Below are 15,452 nucleotides of genomic sequence, written 5' to 3' on the forward strand. Positions count from 1 at the left end.
GGGCTGCGGGGGCTGCGGGGGCGTGCGTCCCCGGGGCCCCCGGGTGGGGCGGGGCTGCGCCGTGGTGTGCCTGCGGGGGCGCTCCCGGGGCTCCGCCCCGGACCCCGCTCCTCAAACGCCGGAGGGGCTGATTTTCGCCGGGCCGGTTCTGCCCTGCGGGCCCCGCAGGGCAGAACCGGTGGGTGGTTGGGTCAGGCCGCCACCGGGAGGGCGGCCGTCGGGGCGGTCGGGACCGGGATGCCCACGTCGCGCAGGAGGGCGGCGGCGGCGCGGCGGGCGGAGCGCAGGGCGCCCTCGACGGTGTTGGTGTCGCGGTGGTCGCCGCACACGTACAGCCCGGCCAGGACCCTGACGGTGCGCCGGGTGTCCTGGGGCGGCGGCATGGCGGGGACGGCCTCGGGCGTGTGGTGGACGGCGAGCAGGTCCCAGTCCCGGGTCGCGGTCTCGTAGAGCCGGGCCAGTCGCGAGGCGACCGTCCGGGTGGGCGGCGGCGGGCCGAGCACGGTGGTGGTGACCAGGCTGCGGCCGGCGGGGGCGCGCGTCGGGTCGACCGCGCTCATCACCGCGGTGTGGGCGACGGGCCAGTCCGGGTCCCCGTCCAGGAGCAGCGAGCCGTCCCAGGGGAGCGGGGTGGTGGTGGCGTGGTGCATCACGGTCACCTGGTGGAAGGCGGGCACGCGCAGGCCGGGGAGCAGTTCGGCCGCGGCGCGGGCGCCGGTGGCCAGGACCGCGGAGCGGCAGCTGAAGTCGCCGTGCTCCTCGGTGGTGACCAGGTTGGTGGCGAGGGAGCGGACCCGGACCCCGGTGCGCACGGTGCCGGGCGGCAGCGCGGCGGCGAGCAGGCCGGGCAGGGTGGCGGCGCCGCCCTCGGGTACGGCGAGGCGGCCGCGCGCGAAGGTGCGCAGGGCCAGGTCGGCGACGCGGCTGGAGGTGCCGAGTGCGGGGTCGCGCAGGAGCGCGGCCAGGAGCGGGCGCAGCGTCGTACCGAGGCTCCTGGAGCTCAGGGCGGCGTGCGCGGTGCGCTCGGGACGGGCCAGGAGGCGTTCCTCGGGCAGGGCGGCGAGGCGGGCGAGCGCCGCGCCGATCCGGGCCTGGTCGAGGGAGCCGCTGGTCAGGGCGCGGGCCGGGGTGAGGGCGCCGGCGCGCAGGGTCCTGCCTTCGCTGTGGACGAGGGCGCCGTGCGCGAAGGGTTTGAGGACCAGGCCTTCCAGGCCCGGGGTGCGGGCCGGTTCGGCGTAGGCGGTGTTGAGGAGCTGGCCGACCCGGTCGAGCCGGAAGCCGTCCACGGTCTCGGTGGCCATCCGGCCGCCGGCGTCGTCGGCGCCCTCCAGGACGATGACCGTGACCCCGGCCGCGATCAGGTGGTGCGCTGCCGCGAGTCCGGAGACTCCGGCTCCTACGATGACCACGTCCGCATGGTGTGCGTGTGCGCTGGTGCTGTTGAGCACGTGCCCCTCCCCGAGGTCGGCCCGGCTGTGTGGGGAACCTCCTTCCCCCAACGGAGTCGAGCGGAACCCGAGTTGGGCGGACCATTACAGGCGATGCGGTCAACTCCGGTCGCACGACGGTCGCATTCGGCTCACATGTGCCTCGAAGTGTGCGCCGGGGCGCTCCCCCGGAGCTCCGGGGCGTTTCAGGCCTCCAGCGCGGCCCTGATGGACTCCTCGATCCCCGGGTACCGGAAGACGAAGCCGGACTCCAGCAGCCGGGCGGGCCGCACCCGCTGGCTGCCCAGCACGTCCTGGGAGAACTCCCCGAGCACCACGCGCATGACCGGCGCGGGCACGGCGAAGACGGCCGGGCGGTGCAGGACCCGGCCCATCGCGGCGGTGACCTCGCGGTTGGTCCGGGGCTCGGGGGCGGTGAGGTTCACCGGCCCGGTCAGGGCGGGCGTGTCGATGATGTGGCGCAGGGCGGCGATCTCGTCGTGCATCGAGATGTGCGACCAGTACTGGCGGCCGTTGCCGAGGCGGCCGCCGATGCCGGCCTTGAAGACCGGGAACAGCTTCCCCCAGGCCCCGCCCTCGGCGGCGACGACCAGTCCGGTACGGGCGTGCACGGTCCGGATCCCGGCGTCCCGGGCGGGCGCGGCGGCGGCTTCCCACGCGACGCAGACCTCGGGGAGGAACCCCTCCCCCGCCGGGGCGTCCTCGTCGACCATCCGGTCGCCCGTGTCGCCGTAGTACCCGACGGCGGAGCCGCAGACGAGCGTCGCGGGCGGCTCGTCCATGGCGGCGACGGCCGCGGCGACGGCGGCCGTGCCCTTGACCCGGCTGTCGCGGATCTCCCGCTTGTAGGCGTCCGTCCAGCGGTGGTCCCCGACCCCGGCCCCGGCGAGGTGCACGACGGCCTCGCAGCCGGCGAGCCCGGCCGGGTCCACGTACCCCCGCGCCGGATCCCACCGCGCCTCGCCGGGCCCGGCGGGCTCCCGGCGCACGAACCGGACGACCTCGTGCCCGTCTGCCGTCAGTGACCGCCCGAGGGCGCTGCCGATGAGCCCGGTGGCACCGGTGACTGCGATACGCATGACCCCATCTTGACAGCGACACCGCCCGGAAGGGGCCCGGCGACACCAGGGGTCAGGTGGCCGCGCCCAGCCAGGTGCCCACCGCGTAGGTCACCGCCATGGCCAGGGCGCCGCCGGCCACGTTGCGCAGGATCGCGCGGGCCACGGGCGCCCCGCCCAGCCGGGCGCTGAGCACCCCGCACAGGGTCAGGGAGAGCAGGACCGCGACCACGGTGACCGGGACCCGCCCCGAGGCCCCGGGCAGGACGATCGCCAGCAGCGGCAGCAGCGCCCCGACCGTGAACGCCACCAAGCTCGCCGCCGCCGCATGCCAGGGGTTAGCCAGCTCGTCGGGGTTGATCCCCAGCTCCACGCGGGCGTGGGCCCGCAGCGCGTCCCGCTCCGTCAGCTGCTCCGCCGCCTCCCGCGCCACCGGCTCGCTCAGCCCCCTGCCCACGAGCAGCCCCGTCAGTTCCTCCAGCTCCTCCTCCGGCGCCTCCGCGAGCTCCCGCCGCTCCAGGTCCAGCGCCGCCTTCTCGGAGTCCCGCTGGGAGCTGACCGACACGTACTCCCCCGCCGCCATCGACAGCGCGCCCGCCAGCAGCCCGGCGACGCCCGCCGCCAGGATCGCCGTCCGCGAGGTCGTGGCCCCGGCGACGCCGACGACCAGGCCCGCCGTGGAGATGATCCCGTCGTTCGCGCCGAGCACCCCCGCGCGCAGCCAGTTCAGCCGGGTACTGATCGCTGCGCTCTGCGCCGCCGCGCCATCTGCTTCCGTCACGCCCCCACTGTCGCGGGCGCCGCCGGAAGGAGCCACCCGGCGTGCGCGCCCCCCGTGGCGGGATCAGGGTGGAGGGGTGAGACGCCGACGCGAGGAGCCGGGCTGGCTGCGCGGGGCGCCGCCGCCGCGCTGGGCCCGCCTCGCGCCCGCGGTGGCCCTCGTCACGCTCGTGTTCGTGCAGCGCATCACCCCGGGCGACGTCGAGCTGGGCTATTTCCTGGCCGGGCTCCCCCCGGTCGCCGCCTTCGCCTACGGGGCCGCCGGGACGGCCGTCTTCGCCGCCGTGGTGCTGCTCCTCGTCGGCCTGCCCACGCTCGGGATCGCCCACGCCCAGGGCTCCGACCTCGCGACCGTCGCGGCGATCGGCGTGCTCAGCGTGGTGGTCGCCTGGGTACGAAAACGCCGCGACGCCCAGCTGGTGAACGTGCGCACCGTCGCGGAGGCGGCGCAGCTCGCGGTGCTGCCGCCCGTCCCCGAACGGGTCGGCCCGGTCGGCTGCGCCGGCCTGTACCGGGCCGCCCAGCACGGCACCCTGGTCGGCGGCGACCTGTACGACGTACGGGTCGGCCCCTACGGCGTGCGCGCGCTGATCGGCGACGTCCAGGGCCACGGCCTGGCCGCCGTCGGCACGGTGGCCTCGCTGCTCGGCGCCTTCCGGGAGGGGGTCCTGGACGACGCGGAGCTGACGACGGTGGCGGCCCGGCTGGACCGGCGGCTGCTGGCGGACTCGGCGGCCGAGTCGGTGGCGCACGCGGAGCTCTTCGCGACGGCGGTGCTGGTGGAGTTCCCGCCCGGGCTGGACCTCGTACGGATCGTGTCGTGCGGGCATCCCCCGCCCCTGCTGCTACGGGGTTTCACCGTCTCGGAAGTCGACGTGGATCCCGGGCCTCCGCTGGGCCTGGGCCTGGCCGGCCCCACCCCGGCCCAACCGGCCGAGCTGCGGGTCCGCCCCGGGGACCGGCTCTTGATGTACACGGACGGGGTGACCGAGGCCCGGGACGCGGCGGGGAACTTCTACCCGCTGGCCGCGCGCGTGCCCGTCCTGGCGACGGATCCTTCGGGGCTGGCCCCCGCGGTGTGGCGGGACTTGCGATCCTTCAGCGGGGGCGGGCCGCGCGACGACGTGGCCCTGCTGGTGCTGTCCCTGCCCCTGTCCCTCTCCCCGTCCACGGAGCCGGACGGGATGCGGGACGAGGCACCGGGCAAGGCGCGGTGACCAATGACCGGTGACCGGTGACCACGCCGTACTGATCACATGACCAAACGGCGACAATCGCCCATTCAGGTCCATTTCCGTGCTTCGCTCGGCCCCAGTCCTCCCAGTCCTCCCCGCCCTCCCCGCACGGAAACCGAGGTCCATTCGATGCGCGCACCGTACAAACACAACCAGCGGATCACGGCGGTGATCGCGGCGGCCGGAGCCGTAGCCCTGATCACCGGCTCGATCGTGCTCGGCCTCGCCGGGCACGGGGCCGCGGCGGAACAGCACCCGGCGCGGAACCAGAACCAGCAGATCGAAGCCCCCGCCCCACTCCGGGCGGCCCCGGCCGCCCAGACCCTCGAAGAGCTCCTGCCGCGGCCCGAGGAACAGGGCCGCGCCTTCGGCTCCCCGAGGGTCCCCGAGGCGGGCTGAGGCCTACCCGGCGTCGCGGATGAAGGAGCGGACCATCTTGCAGGTGACGTTCGACGGCCGGCGGATGCCCGTCCGGACGGCCATCGTGCGGATCTTGCGGTTGGTGGCGCGCTGAGCGTCATAGGTGCCCGAGTCGAGCAGCGATATCGCCAGGCGCATCGCCTTCAGCCGCCGGTTGTGGCTCTCGTACCACTCCCGGGGCAGCCCCGCCGGCAGCGGCTTCTTCTTGATGGGCTCGATGGTGTGCAGGGTCATGGCAGTGGCCATCTACAGCCTCCCAAAGGCAAGTTGGCGTCCTGTCCTTCTCCTTGAATTTTACCGGCGACCACTGACAAAGGACCTGGCCAGACAAGGCCTCGCTAAGCTTTCGGGCATGGAGATCTGGATCAATCCCGCCTGCTCGAAGTGCCGTAGCGCACTGACCCTGCTGGACGCGGAGGGCGCCGAGTACACCGTCCGCCGCTACCTGGAGGACGTGCCGTCCGAGGCCGAGATCCGTGAGGTCCTGGGCCGGCTGGGGCTGGAGCCCTGGGACATCACCCGCACCTCGGACCCCCTCGCCAGGGAGACCGGCGTACGGGACCTGCCGCGCGCGGAGACCGAAGCGGCCCGCGGGGCCTGGATCAGCCATCTCGCGGCGCACCCGAAGCTGATCCAGCGCCCGATCATCACGGCCGAGGACGGCACCGCGGTGGTGGCCCGCTCGGAGGAGTCCGTCCGCGACGCCCTCTCCCGCACGGCCCCGGCCGGGACTGCCTGAGCCTCCTATCCGGCCTATCCGGCGAAGCCCGCGTCCACGAACTCCACGACGCGCCCGATCTGCTGCTTCTTGGACGTACCGGGCTTCGGCTGGTGGGCGTAGACGAGCCGGCGGCCGGCCTGTTCGGTGGCGAACACCCCGGCCGACCAGCCGGGACCGGACCCCGTCTTGCCCCAGACCACGGTGCCCGCCGTCTCGTACCGCATCAGTCCGCCCGCGCTGAAGCAGGCCTTCGGCGACAGGCAGGTGTTCTCCGGGGCGTTGGGCACGTCCGGCACCTCGTACAGTTGCCGCTGCTCGGCGGGCGCCAGCAGCCGGCCGCCCAGCAGGGCCGCCGTGAAGCGGTCCAGGTCGGCCGCGGTGGAGACCAGGCCGCCCTCCGCCCAGAACCTGGCCGTCCGCGGGTCCGTGGACATCCCGGTCCGGCGCAGCCCCAGCGGGCGGACGATGCGGCGCTGCAGCTCCTCCGCGTACGTCCGGCCGGATATCCGCTCCACGAGCAGTCCGGCGACGAAGCTGTTCGTCCCGTTGTACTGCTGGACCGAGCCCGGGGCGGGTATGCGGCCCGGGCGGGCGGCCGCGTCCGCCGCGAACGTGTCGAGCACCATGGTGCGCGGATCGGCGGATTCACTCGCGGCCATCGGCAGGTCGGCGGTGTGGTCCATGAGCTGCCGTACCGTCACTCCGGCGTAGGCGCCCGGTATCAGGTCGGGCAGGTAGCGGCGCACCGGCGCGTCGATCTCGATCCGGTGCTCCGCGACGAGCCGCAGCACCAGGGCGTTCGTGAACAGCTTGGTGACGCTGCCGATCGGCAGGTCCGCGTCCGCGGCGACCGGCCCGGCGGCCCCGGTCCACGGCGTGCGCAGCCCCTCGCCGGACAGCCGCGCCAGCGCCCCCGCCGAGACCTCGTCGGGCAGGGACGCCAGCAAGGCCCGCAGCGCGGCGGGGTCACGGGCGGCCACCGGCCCGGTGTGGACGGCGGTCGCGGCGGAGCCCACGGACCCACCGGACGCACCGGACCCACCGGATGCGGCCAGTGCGGCCGGGGCGCCCGTGCCCACGGCGAGGGCCGCCAGGACGATGCCGGTGACGGCGATCCGGCGGAGGGTGCGGGGGCGTGCGTTCATCGGTGGCTCCTGGAGAAGGCGGCTCGGTTGGCTCTGACACCAACGGTCCTCCTGTCACCGCGCGTTGCCCATCGGTGATCACCCTGAGCAGACCCCGAGGCCACCCCGAAGGGGCCTGTGCGAACGACCCCGAGGCCGCCCGCGCAGGCCCCCTGAACGCCCTGGACGCCCTGTGCCCCTGCCTCCCTACTCCCCCGCCACCACCCGCCGCTGCTGGACCCGCAGCTGGAGCGTCGCGAGATCGAGGAGCGGGGTGGGGACGTCGAACTTGCGGGCCCGGTCCGTCAGGTCTCCGAGCACATGCTCGACCTCGGTCGGGTGACCGGCGAGCAGGTCCCGGTACATCGACGGGGTCAGCGGAGAGTCCGGGGCGGCCAGCATCCGTGCCGTGGAGGCGAGTTCGGACTCCGGCACCGGGTACCCCGAGGCGGCCGACACGGCGGCGGCCTCCGCGAGGACCGCGAGGCCGAACTCGGTCCCGCCGGGCAGGGCGTTGATCTCGCCGACGGCTCCGCGGGCCAGGGAGGTGACCGCCACCAGGGTGGTGATGAAGACCCACTTGTGCCACATGGCGCCGATGATGTCGGGCACGTCCGGGGTGTCGATCCCCGCGCCGGCCAGCACCGCGCGCACGGCGTCCACCCGCGCCGAGGGGCGGCCGTCGCGTTCGCCGGTGAGCACCACGGTGGGCGGAGCCATCCGCAGGATGTCGCCGTGCTCGTTCAGGGTGGTGACCACCTTGGCGACTCCGCCGAGCACCGCCCCGTCCCCGAACCGGTCCGCGAGGAGGTCGAGGTGGGCCATTCCGTTGAGCAGGGGCAGGATCGCCGTCCCGGGACCGACCGCCGGGGCGAGGTCCCGGACGGCCGCTTCGAGGGAGGTGGACTTCACGGACAGCAGGACGAGGTCGTACGTCTCCTCCAGCGCCCCGGCGGTGACGAGCTGCGGGGCGAGGACGATCTCCTCCCCCGGCCCGCTCACCCGCAGCCCGCGCGCCCGCAGGGCCTCGGCCCGCCGGGGTCGCACGAGGAAGGTGACGTCCTGCCCGGCCCGGGCGAGGCGGGCGCCGAAGTAGCCGCCCGCGGCGCCGGCGCCGACCGCCAGGATCCTCATCCGGCGGAGCCCGCCGGCCGGACCGCCTTCGCCAGGGCGGCGCGGACGGTGGCCGCGTCGGCGACGCTCCCCGGGTCCTCGGCGAGACCCCCCGGGCGGGACAGGTCTTCGGCGTACGGGAGCACGTACACGGGCGTGTCGCGCTGGAAGCGCCAGCTCTCGGCGAGCTCCCCGGCGTCGACCGCGTCGTAGCCGAGCAGGTCCAGGAGCCGGGTGGCGGACGCGCGGGCGGCCGGGTCCTCCCCGGCGATCGGCAGGGCCGAGCGGTCCGGGGAGCCGGCCGGGCGGGCGAGGGCGAGCAGGTGCGTGAAGTAGATGTTGTTGAACGCCTTGACGACCTGCGCCCCGGACAGGTGTTCCTGGACGAGCCCGCTGGTGGTGGTCTCCTCCGCCTCCAGGGCGGGGAAGACCCCGTCGCGCTCGGGGTAGTAGTTGAGCGTGTCGAGCACGACCTTGCCCGCCAGTGCCCCGGCGGGCAGTTCGCGGTAGCTCCCGAGCGGGATGGTGGCCACGACCCAGTCGCCGGCGGCCGCCGCCTCGGCCGGGGTGGCGGCCCGGGCCCGCGGCCCGAGTTCGGCCACCAGGGCGTCCAGTGTCTCCGGTCCCCGGGAATTGCTGAGGACCACGTCCAGCCCCGCGTCCACGGCGAGCCGTGCGAGGGTGCTGCCGATGTTGCCGCTTCCAATGAGTCCAAGAGTTGCCATGCGGGGTTCAAGTCGCCCGCGCCCCAAGGTATTCCGCCGCTGCGCCGCCGGAGTGAGGCCGCACTCCGGCCGCGCCCGGCCGCACCCCGCCCACCACCGGCCGCACCCCGGCAGCCGCCGGACCGCCCCGTCGCCGCCTTCACACCGGCCCCATCCCGGGCCTCGTAGGGTGAGGCCAGCACAAAGGGGACGTACCGCACCAAAGGATTCAGCGTGAACGAGCAGCAGCACCCGCGTCCCACCACGCCCGGCGAGCCGCCGGCGCCGCCGGACCTCCCCGTGTCCGCGATCCCGCCGCTCCCCCCGCCCCGGCGCGGCGCCGACTGGATGTTCGGCGGGGTGTACGGGACCGTGCTCGCGTCCGGGCTGCTGGCCGCGCTCGACCAGAAGGGCGGGGAGTACACCCCCTTCTACGACGCCAGCTGGGTGCTCGTCACGGCCGCCACGGCCGGGCTCGCGCACGGGTACTCGCACCACATGAGCACCCATCAGGCCGGCTCGGCCGGGCACCGGTGGCGGATCCTCGGGCGGGCGCTGTGGAACGAGTGGCCGATGATCGCGGCCACCCTGCCCACGGTCCTGCTCCTGCTCGTCGCCGGACTCGCCGGCTGGGACTCGCACGGGGTCACGGCCATCGGGCTCGGCGTGAACACCGCGATGCTGTTCGCCTGGGGTGCCTTCGTGGCCCTGCGGGTCGGCTACAAGCTCGCCTCGGCGCTGCTCATCGGGGTCGCCGACGCCACCATCGGGCTGGCCATCATCGTGGCCAACGCGGTCATCAAGTAGCGCCGGGCGCCGGCGTCCCCGAGGGCGTTCACTCGGGCAGCAGGCCCTCCGCCTCCGCCAGGATCTCCGTCAGCCGGGCCCCGAACTCGGCACCCCGTACGTCGGGCACCCCGGTGCGGGCCGAGGTGAGGAGCGCGTCCAGGGCGCGGCCGTAGGCCCCCGGGACGTTGCTCCACTCCGGCAGGGCGAAGACGCCGTCCGTCCCGCGCAGCTCCAGGCCCACCCCGGCGGCCGCGCGCGGCGAGCTGAGGCTGAGCACGGCGGTGCTGGCCGCCCCGCCGGTGTGGCGCAGCGCCAGCTGGACCACGTCGGCGGGGCCGCGGGTGGCGCTGACCTCGGTGACGTCGCCGAGGACGGGGATGAGGACGGACAGGGCGTGCGGGCCCACGTCCCACAGCCCGCCCTTGGCCTTGCGCCAGGGCGAGTCCGCGTAGGCGCTGGGCTCGCCGTCGGGCGGGAAGACCGCGCCGAGCCAGTGCGCGGCGGCGGTGAACCAGCCCGTGCGCTCCGCCTGCTCCGCGACCCAGCCGGCGGTCGGCTCGGCGAAGCGCAGGGTGAGGAAGACGACGGAGGCGACCCGGTGCTCGGCCACGGCGGCGGCGACCGCGCGGGCGGCGTCCGGGGTCGTGGCGACGGGCTTGTCGAGCAGCAGGTGGCAGCCGGCGGCGGCCGCGCGCACGGCGAGCGGGGCCTGTACGTCGGGCGGGAGTGCGAAGGCCACGGCGTCACAGTCGGCGAACAGCGCGTCGGGGTCTTCGTACACCTTCACCCCGTACTCGCGCGCCAGCTCGGCCGCGGCTTCGGGGCGCCGGCCCCAGACTCCGGCGAACTCGGAGCCGGGGTGTGCGGCGAGGGCGGGGGCGTGGGTGCGGCGGGCCCAGGGGCCGGTGCCCAGCAGCCCGACCCGGGGGCGCGGCCCGGAGGCGGCCTCTGCGGCGGCATCTCCGGCGGACGTCAAATCGTACGAAATGCTCACCCGCCTAGTCTGCCCCACCCGTACGGGCGTCCGGACGGCAACCCGCACAACCACCCCCACCTGCGGAGTAAACCTCGGTAACACGGGGTTCACACACGGGCAACGGAAGAGAAATCGCGAGCGGGCACGCTGCGGTCTACACCGCAGAACGAATTCGCCGTACGCGCACCACAGGGACGTGAGCCGCCGTACGCGATCCGCAGGACGCAGCGCAGCACCCGCAGAGTCTGCGCCGGAGCGACGCACCGAAGGATGGGGCCCCGTGAGCTACAAGGCTGAGTACATCTGGATCGACGGAACCGAGCCGACGGCGAAGCTGCGCTCCAAGACCAAGATCATGGCGGACGGCGACGCGCTGCCGATCTGGGGCTTCGACGGTTCGAGCACCAACCAGGCCGAGGGCCACGCCTCGGACCGCGTACTGCAGCCGGTGTTCACCTGCCCGGACCCGATCCGCGGCGGCGACAACGTCCTCGTCCTGTGCGAGGTCCTGAACATCGACATGACCCCGCACGAGTCGAACACCCGCGCGCTGCTGCGTCCGATCGCCGAGAAGTTCGCCGACCAGGCGCCGATCTACGGCATCGAGCAGGAGTACACCTTCTTCGACGGCACCCGCCCGCTCGGCTTCCCGGTCAACGGCTTCCCGGCCGCGCAGGGCGGCTACTACTGCGGCGTCGGCTCGGACGAGATCTTCGGCCGCGACATCGTCGAGAAGCACCTGGACCACTGTCTCGCGGCGGGCCTGGCCATCTCCGGCATCAACGCCGAGGTCATGCCCGGCCAGTGGGAGTTCCAGGTCGGCCCCGTCGGCCCGCTGGAGGTCTCCGACCAGCTGTGGATCGCGCGCTGGCTGCTCTACCGCACCGCCGAGGACTTCAACGTCTCCGCGACGCTGAACCCGAAGCCGGTCAAGGGCGACTGGAACGGCGCGGGCGCGCACACCAACTTCTCCACGAAGGCGATGCGCGAGGACTACCGCGCGATCATCTGCGCGGCCGAGTCGCTGGGCGAGGGCAGCAAGCCGCTGGACCACGTCAAGAACTACGGCGCCGGCATCGACGAGCGCCTCACCGGCCTGCACGAGACCGCCCCGTGGAACGAGTACAGCTACGGCGTCTCGGACCGCGGCGCCTCGGTCCGCATCCCGTGGCAGGTCGAGAAGGACGGCAAGGGCTACATCGAGGACCGCCGCCCGAACGCGAACGTGGACCCGTACGTGGTGACCCGCCTCATCACGGACACCTGCTGCACCGCCCTGGAAAAGGACGGCCTGGTCTGACCCCGGCCCCCCGCCCCTGACACCACACGACGCCCGCCCTCCCTCCGGGGACGGCGGGCGCCGTGCCGTCCGAGGGTGCCCGGGGTGGGTGCCCGGGGTGGGTTCGTGCGCGCCGGGTCGGACAGGATGGGGCTCCGAACGTCTTGAGGGGGCTCCGAGTGGCTTACGTGTTGCAGGCGGTGATCGCGGGCGAGGAGGTACTGCGCGCCGCATCGCGGGAGGTTCCCGGGTCCCGGGTGGTGCCGCTGGGACAGGGTCTGTCGCTCATGCCGATGACCGGTGAGGTCTTCGATGCCGTCACGGACGGGAGCGAGGGGGGAGCCCTGGGGTTCTGGCGGCTGCCAGGAGGCTTCGACGTGCTGTTGGCCCGGTGGTCGGCCGCAGGGGCGGTCGCCTACGTGGAGGCGGAGTACTTCGGCGGAGTCGGCGAGCAGCGGGCGGCCGTCTGGGCCGGCGGCGCACTCGCGCTGGGACCGCTGGACGAGCCGACGAGGAAGCTGTTCTCGCGAAGGCTCAGTCCCATCTCCCGGGCCCTGCGGCAGCTGGGAGTACGGGGGAGCCGGCGCGAGGACGAGTTCGACGCCGTGGGGCTGAGCCGCCACCGCGATACCTCGGACTGGGTCCCGGGCGGGCAGTAGGCGCTGGGACGGATTCGCTCACCATGCGATACGGGACGACCGGGTTGGAGTGGCGCAGGCCGCTGGGCGGGTGACGGATTGTCGGGATTGCAATGGTCCGTTCATACCATGATCACGGAATATGGGATTCCGATCCATAGAATGAGACGGGGTCTGCCCCGGCACCCCTGCATCTGCTTGAATGGGGGCATGGCCAGCCACCCGCACTCATCGACGACAGGTCGCAGCGACCTCGAGCCGTTCTGGCCGTCCCGTCAGGATCACGATTTCGACCGGGTGTGTTGCCGCGCGAAGAACGCGCCGGCCCTCTAAAGCCTCCGGGACCTCCAACGGACCTCCCCCCAGGCCTTCGGTCTGCGCGGTACGACACAAGACGACGCCTTTACGTACGTCTCCTGCCGACTACTCCGCGTGAAAGAGCTGACCACTCATGGCGAACACCCGTTCCTTCGCTTCTGCCTCCGCTGCGACCTCGCCCCTGACCTACCCGAGCTTCCCGCCCAGTCCGCGGCACCGCCTGCGCGCCGTGGACCGCGACGAGGTCGCTCGCGTCGTGGACTTCCTGCCGCCGGGCGCCACCTGGCTGCCGGCCCCCGCGCACACCCTGCCCAGCCTCCCCGGCCAGCCGCCGATGGTCGGCTACCTGGTGCTCGTACCGGCCGACCAGCAGCCGCCGATCGCCTTCTCCCCCCAGTCCGTCCCCGCCGCCCCGGCCCCCGGCGCCGCGGCCGTCACCGGCGACGACCTGGTCCGCATCGACCCCGCACAGCGCACCGCCGAGGTGGACGGCGAGGTCCTGGACCTGACGTACCTGGAGTTCGAGCTGCTGGCCCACCTGGTCGCGCACCCGCACCGGGTGCACAGCCGCGACCAGCTGGTGACCACCGTCTGGGGCTACGGCCACGTCGGCGACGGCCGCACGGTCGACGTGCACGTCGCACGGCTGCGCCGGAAGCTGGGCGCCGCCCACCGAGGTGCGATCCAGACCGTGCGCCGGGTGGGCTACAAGTACGCCCCCTGACCGGAACGACGTCCGGAGCAACGTCCTGAACGGCTTCCGGGCACGACGGACATCGCAGTGGGCCCGTACTCACGTGGGGGAGTACGGGCCCGGCCCGGCGAATCCGTGCCGCGCCGGGCCAACTCCGGCCGTCACGCGGGGTATTTACTCGTACATCCGTGCTGATCGGGCCGGGTCCCTCACGTAGGCTTTTTGCACGTGACCACCGGAACCGGCAGCGTACTTGCTCCACTTGAGCCCCAGGACCCCCGCGAGACCGCCGGCTACCGGCTCATCGCCCGGATCGGCGAGGGCGGCATGGGCACCGTCTACCTCTCGCACACGCGCGGCGGGCAGCCCGTCGCGCTGAAGCTGATCCGCCGGGAGTTCGGGCAGGACCCGGACTTCCGCAGCCGCTTCGAGCAGGAGGTCCGGGCCGCGCGCCGGGTGCAGGGCTACCACCTCGTCCCGGTCCTCGACCACGACACCACGGGCGCCTCGCCCTGGCTCGCCTCGGTGTTCGTACCGGGACTGTCGCTGCACGACGCCCTGAGCGCCTACGGGCCGCTGCCGCTGCCCGCGGTCTTCCAGCTGGTCGGCTGCACGGCGCGGGCCCTCGGCTCCATCCACGCCGCCGGGGTCGTGCACCGCGACCTGAAGCCCGCCAACCTGCTGCTGGGCGCGGCCGGACCGTACGTCATCGACTTCGGGATCGCCCGGGCCGCCGACAGTACGCAGCTCACCCGTACCGGCGGGGTCATCGGCACTCCGCAGTACATGTCCCCCGAACACGCGCTGGGCGCCGAGGTCACCCCCGCGAGCGATCTGTTCGCGGTCGGCCTCATCGCGGCGGTCGCGGCCACCGGGCGGCATCCGTACGGGGAGGGCGGGGCCACTGCCCTCGGCGTGCGGATCGCGAACACCGACCGGCTGCCCCCGGACCTGAGCGGCTACCCGCTCGAACTGCGGCCGCTGCTGGAGCGCTGCCTGACGGCGGATCCGGCGGAGCGGATCGGCACGGACGAGCTCGCCGCGCTGTGCGAACTGTTCGCCGAGCGGCCGCTGAACGAGTTCGACGGCTGGCTGCCGGAGCCGGTCGGGCAGGACATCGCCCGCCGGGTGCGGGCCGCGGAGAATCCGCCGGCGCCGACGGTGGCGGACCCGGGCGCGGTCGCGGACCCGCCGCGCGCACACGGATTCGGTCCGGCCGGTACCGGGACCGGGACGTCCGGCGCCTTCGGCGGACTGCACGCCGCCGACACGGCGTTCACACCGCCCCGGCCCCCGGGGCCGCCGCGGCCGAACCACCCGACGCCCGCGCCGAGTACGGCTCCGGGCACCGCTCCGGCCCCGAAGGGGCTGCGCGGCGTACTCATCGCCGCCGGCCTCGTCCTGGCCGTCGTCGCGGCGGCCAGCCCGGTCTGGCTGCTGGACGGGGACGGCTCCGAGGACGACGCGAAGGCACCCGCAGGCCGGCAGGAGACCCCGGCCGCGCCCGCGCCCGGATCGGCGGACCCGACTGCCGGGGCCTCCGCCCCGCCGAAGTCCTCGCCCGCTCCCTCCGCCGCGCCGAAGTCCTCGTACACGGTGGTCTTCCAGGACAAGCCCCTGACCTTGCGTGCGCCCTCCTCCGGCACCGGAACCTACGTCGACCTGGACGCTCCGAAGGTCGTCCCCAACGGGAAGATCGGCGCGGACAAGGAGATGGAGTTCACCTACCAGGACTGGAGCGGCGCCGGCCTGGCCTTCCGGACGGCCACGGGCAAGAGCCCGGGCAGCACGCCCGAGGAGTGCGGCGAAGCCGTCGGCACCGACACCCTGCCGGCCAAGCTGCCGCGCGACCAGCTGAGGCAGGGCAAGACGCTCCCGAAGGGGACCGTGCTGTGCACCGTCACCAGCGACGGCAATCTGGCGATGCTCCGCATCACCGACGTCGTGCTCGACGGCGAGTCCACCGTGACCATGCCCGACTACGTCACCACGCTCACCCTGTGGAAGACCGGCTGAAGCCACCGGCCGGGGGGGGGGGCGCGGGGGCCCCCCCCCCCCCCCCGCCGGGGGGGGGGGGCGGGGGCCCCGCCGGGGGGGGCGGGGGGGGGGGCCGCCCCCCCCCCCCCCCCGCGCGCGCGAATTCGCGGACCGCGAG

At 74.3% G+C, this 15,452-nt stretch carries 16 protein-coding genes; 8 read left to right on the forward strand and 8 right to left on the reverse strand.

Annotation, left to right across the window (positions count from 1 at the left end; all coding sequences use genetic code 11):
• Positions 1–191: 191 nt before the first annotated feature.
• The 3 genes from ACIA8F_RS30435 to ACIA8F_RS30445 form a co-directional block, all read right to left on the reverse strand.
• On the reverse strand, positions 192–1,448 hold the full coding sequence (locus ACIA8F_RS30435; protein WP_399383556.1) for an FAD-dependent oxidoreductase: 1,257 nt from the start codon (positions 1,446–1,448) through the stop codon (positions 192–194).
• Positions 1,449–1,633: 185 nt separating this feature from the next.
• The gene (locus ACIA8F_RS30440; RefSeq protein ID WP_399383557.1) at positions 1,634–2,527 is read right to left on the reverse strand and encodes a TIGR01777 family oxidoreductase; all 894 of its coding nucleotides are present in this window, start codon (positions 2,525–2,527) and stop codon (positions 1,634–1,636) included.
• 52 nt (positions 2,528–2,579) lie between these two features.
• Positions 2,580–3,287, reverse strand: a complete 708-nt coding sequence (locus ACIA8F_RS30445; RefSeq protein ID WP_399383558.1) for a VIT family protein — start codon at positions 3,285–3,287, stop codon at positions 2,580–2,582.
• Between the two features lie 76 nt (positions 3,288–3,363).
• Between ACIA8F_RS30445 and ACIA8F_RS30450 the strand changes: the two genes are divergently transcribed.
• Together ACIA8F_RS30450 and ACIA8F_RS30455 are read left to right on the forward strand one after the other, a co-directional pair.
• Positions 3,364–4,503: a PP2C family protein-serine/threonine phosphatase gene (locus tag ACIA8F_RS30450; RefSeq protein WP_399383560.1), complete on the forward strand. Its 1,140-nt coding sequence runs from the start codon at positions 3,364–3,366 to the stop codon at positions 4,501–4,503.
• A gap of 147 nt (positions 4,504–4,650) precedes the next feature.
• Positions 4,651–4,920: a hypothetical protein gene (locus ACIA8F_RS30455; protein ID WP_399383562.1), complete on the forward strand. Its 270-nt coding sequence runs from the start codon at positions 4,651–4,653 to the stop codon at positions 4,918–4,920.
• A 3-nt stretch (positions 4,921–4,923) separates the two neighbouring features.
• Here the strand turns inward: ACIA8F_RS30455 and ACIA8F_RS30460 are convergent, their stop codons facing one another.
• Entirely contained in the window at positions 4,924–5,187 is a 264-nt protein-coding gene (locus tag ACIA8F_RS30460) for a hypothetical protein (RefSeq protein WP_399383563.1), read from the reverse strand.
• Between the two features lie 106 nt (positions 5,188–5,293).
• Between ACIA8F_RS30460 and ACIA8F_RS30465 the strand changes: the two genes are divergently transcribed.
• The gene (locus ACIA8F_RS30465) at positions 5,294–5,680 is read left to right on the forward strand and encodes an ArsC/Spx/MgsR family protein (RefSeq protein ID WP_399383564.1); all 387 of its coding nucleotides are present in this window, start codon (positions 5,294–5,296) and stop codon (positions 5,678–5,680) included.
• A gap of 14 nt (positions 5,681–5,694) precedes the next feature.
• Here ACIA8F_RS30465 and ACIA8F_RS30470 read toward each other — a convergent pair whose 3' ends face one another.
• The 3 genes from ACIA8F_RS30470 to ACIA8F_RS30480 all read right to left on the reverse strand — a co-directional run bounded on the left by ACIA8F_RS30470 (position 5,695) and on the right by ACIA8F_RS30480 (position 8,624).
• Positions 5,695–6,807, reverse strand: a complete 1,113-nt coding sequence (locus ACIA8F_RS30470) for a serine hydrolase domain-containing protein (protein WP_399383566.1) — start codon at positions 6,805–6,807, stop codon at positions 5,695–5,697.
• A gap of 186 nt (positions 6,808–6,993) precedes the next feature.
• Positions 6,994–7,920 (reverse strand): 2-dehydropantoate 2-reductase, encoded by a 927-nt coding sequence (locus ACIA8F_RS30475; protein WP_399383567.1) that lies wholly within the window; start codon positions 7,918–7,920, stop codon positions 6,994–6,996.
• On the reverse strand, positions 7,917–8,624 hold the full coding sequence (locus ACIA8F_RS30480) for an NADPH-dependent F420 reductase (RefSeq protein WP_399383569.1): 708 nt from the start codon (positions 8,622–8,624) through the stop codon (positions 7,917–7,919). Before ACIA8F_RS30480 ends, ACIA8F_RS30475 begins: the two co-directional genes overlap by 4 nt.
• Before the next feature lie 213 nt (positions 8,625–8,837).
• On the opposite strand from ACIA8F_RS30480, the gene ACIA8F_RS30485 reads away from it, so the two are divergent.
• Positions 8,838–9,410, forward strand: a complete 573-nt coding sequence (locus ACIA8F_RS30485; protein ID WP_399383571.1) for a hypothetical protein — start codon at positions 8,838–8,840, stop codon at positions 9,408–9,410.
• Positions 9,411–9,438: 28 nt separating this feature from the next.
• On the opposite strand, the gene ACIA8F_RS30490 is transcribed toward ACIA8F_RS30485, so the two are convergent.
• Positions 9,439–10,368, reverse strand: coding sequence for a Gfo/Idh/MocA family protein (locus ACIA8F_RS30490; protein WP_399383586.1), 930 nt, complete (start codon positions 10,366–10,368; stop codon positions 9,439–9,441).
• 280 nt (positions 10,369–10,648) lie between these two features.
• Between ACIA8F_RS30490 and glnII the strand changes: the two genes are divergently transcribed.
• From glnII to ACIA8F_RS30510, 4 genes are all read left to right on the forward strand, one after another.
• Entirely contained in the window at positions 10,649–11,668 is a 1,020-nt protein-coding gene (glnII, locus tag ACIA8F_RS30495; protein WP_399383573.1) for a glutamine synthetase, read from the forward strand.
• A gap of 158 nt (positions 11,669–11,826) precedes the next feature.
• Positions 11,827–12,306, forward strand: coding sequence for a hypothetical protein (locus tag ACIA8F_RS30500; RefSeq protein WP_399383574.1), 480 nt, complete (start codon positions 11,827–11,829; stop codon positions 12,304–12,306).
• 430 nt (positions 12,307–12,736) lie between these two features.
• Positions 12,737–13,327, forward strand: a complete 591-nt coding sequence (locus ACIA8F_RS30505) for a winged helix-turn-helix domain-containing protein (protein WP_399383576.1) — start codon at positions 12,737–12,739, stop codon at positions 13,325–13,327.
• A gap of 198 nt (positions 13,328–13,525) precedes the next feature.
• The gene (locus tag ACIA8F_RS30510) at positions 13,526–15,313 is read left to right on the forward strand and encodes a protein kinase (RefSeq protein WP_399383578.1); all 1,788 of its coding nucleotides are present in this window, start codon (positions 13,526–13,528) and stop codon (positions 15,311–15,313) included.
• Positions 15,314–15,452: the final 139 nt, after the last annotated feature.

Origin of the sequence: Streptomyces sp. NPDC051563 (assembly GCF_044454225.1) — a bacterium.
GTDB lineage: Bacteria > Actinomycetota > Actinomycetes > Streptomycetales > Streptomycetaceae > Streptomyces.

Bases quoted from the DNA above. Each gene is read 5' to 3' on its own strand.
- ACIA8F_RS30505 (WP_399383576.1), top strand. From the start codon at position 12,737: ATGGCGAACACCCGTTCCTTCGCTTCTGCCTCCGCTGCGACCTCGCCC.
- ACIA8F_RS30465 (WP_399383564.1), top strand. From the start codon at position 5,294: ATGGAGATCTGGATCAATCCCGCCTGCTCGAAGTGCCGTAGCGCACTG.
- ACIA8F_RS30470 (WP_399383566.1), bottom strand. From the start codon at position 6,807: ATGAACGCACGCCCCCGCACCCTCCGCCGGATCGCCGTCACCGGCATC.
- ACIA8F_RS30475 (WP_399383567.1), bottom strand. From the start codon at position 7,920: ATGAGGATCCTGGCGGTCGGCGCCGGCGCCGCGGGCGGCTACTTCGGC.
- ACIA8F_RS30440 (WP_399383557.1), bottom strand. From the start codon at position 2,527: ATGCGTATCGCAGTCACCGGTGCCACCGGGCTCATCGGCAGCGCCCTC.
- ACIA8F_RS30460 (WP_399383563.1), bottom strand. From the start codon at position 5,187: ATGGCCACTGCCATGACCCTGCACACCATCGAGCCCATCAAGAAGAAG.
- ACIA8F_RS30455 (WP_399383562.1), top strand. From the start codon at position 4,651: ATGCGCGCACCGTACAAACACAACCAGCGGATCACGGCGGTGATCGCG.
- ACIA8F_RS30480 (WP_399383569.1), bottom strand. From the start codon at position 8,624: ATGGCAACTCTTGGACTCATTGGAAGCGGCAACATCGGCAGCACCCTC.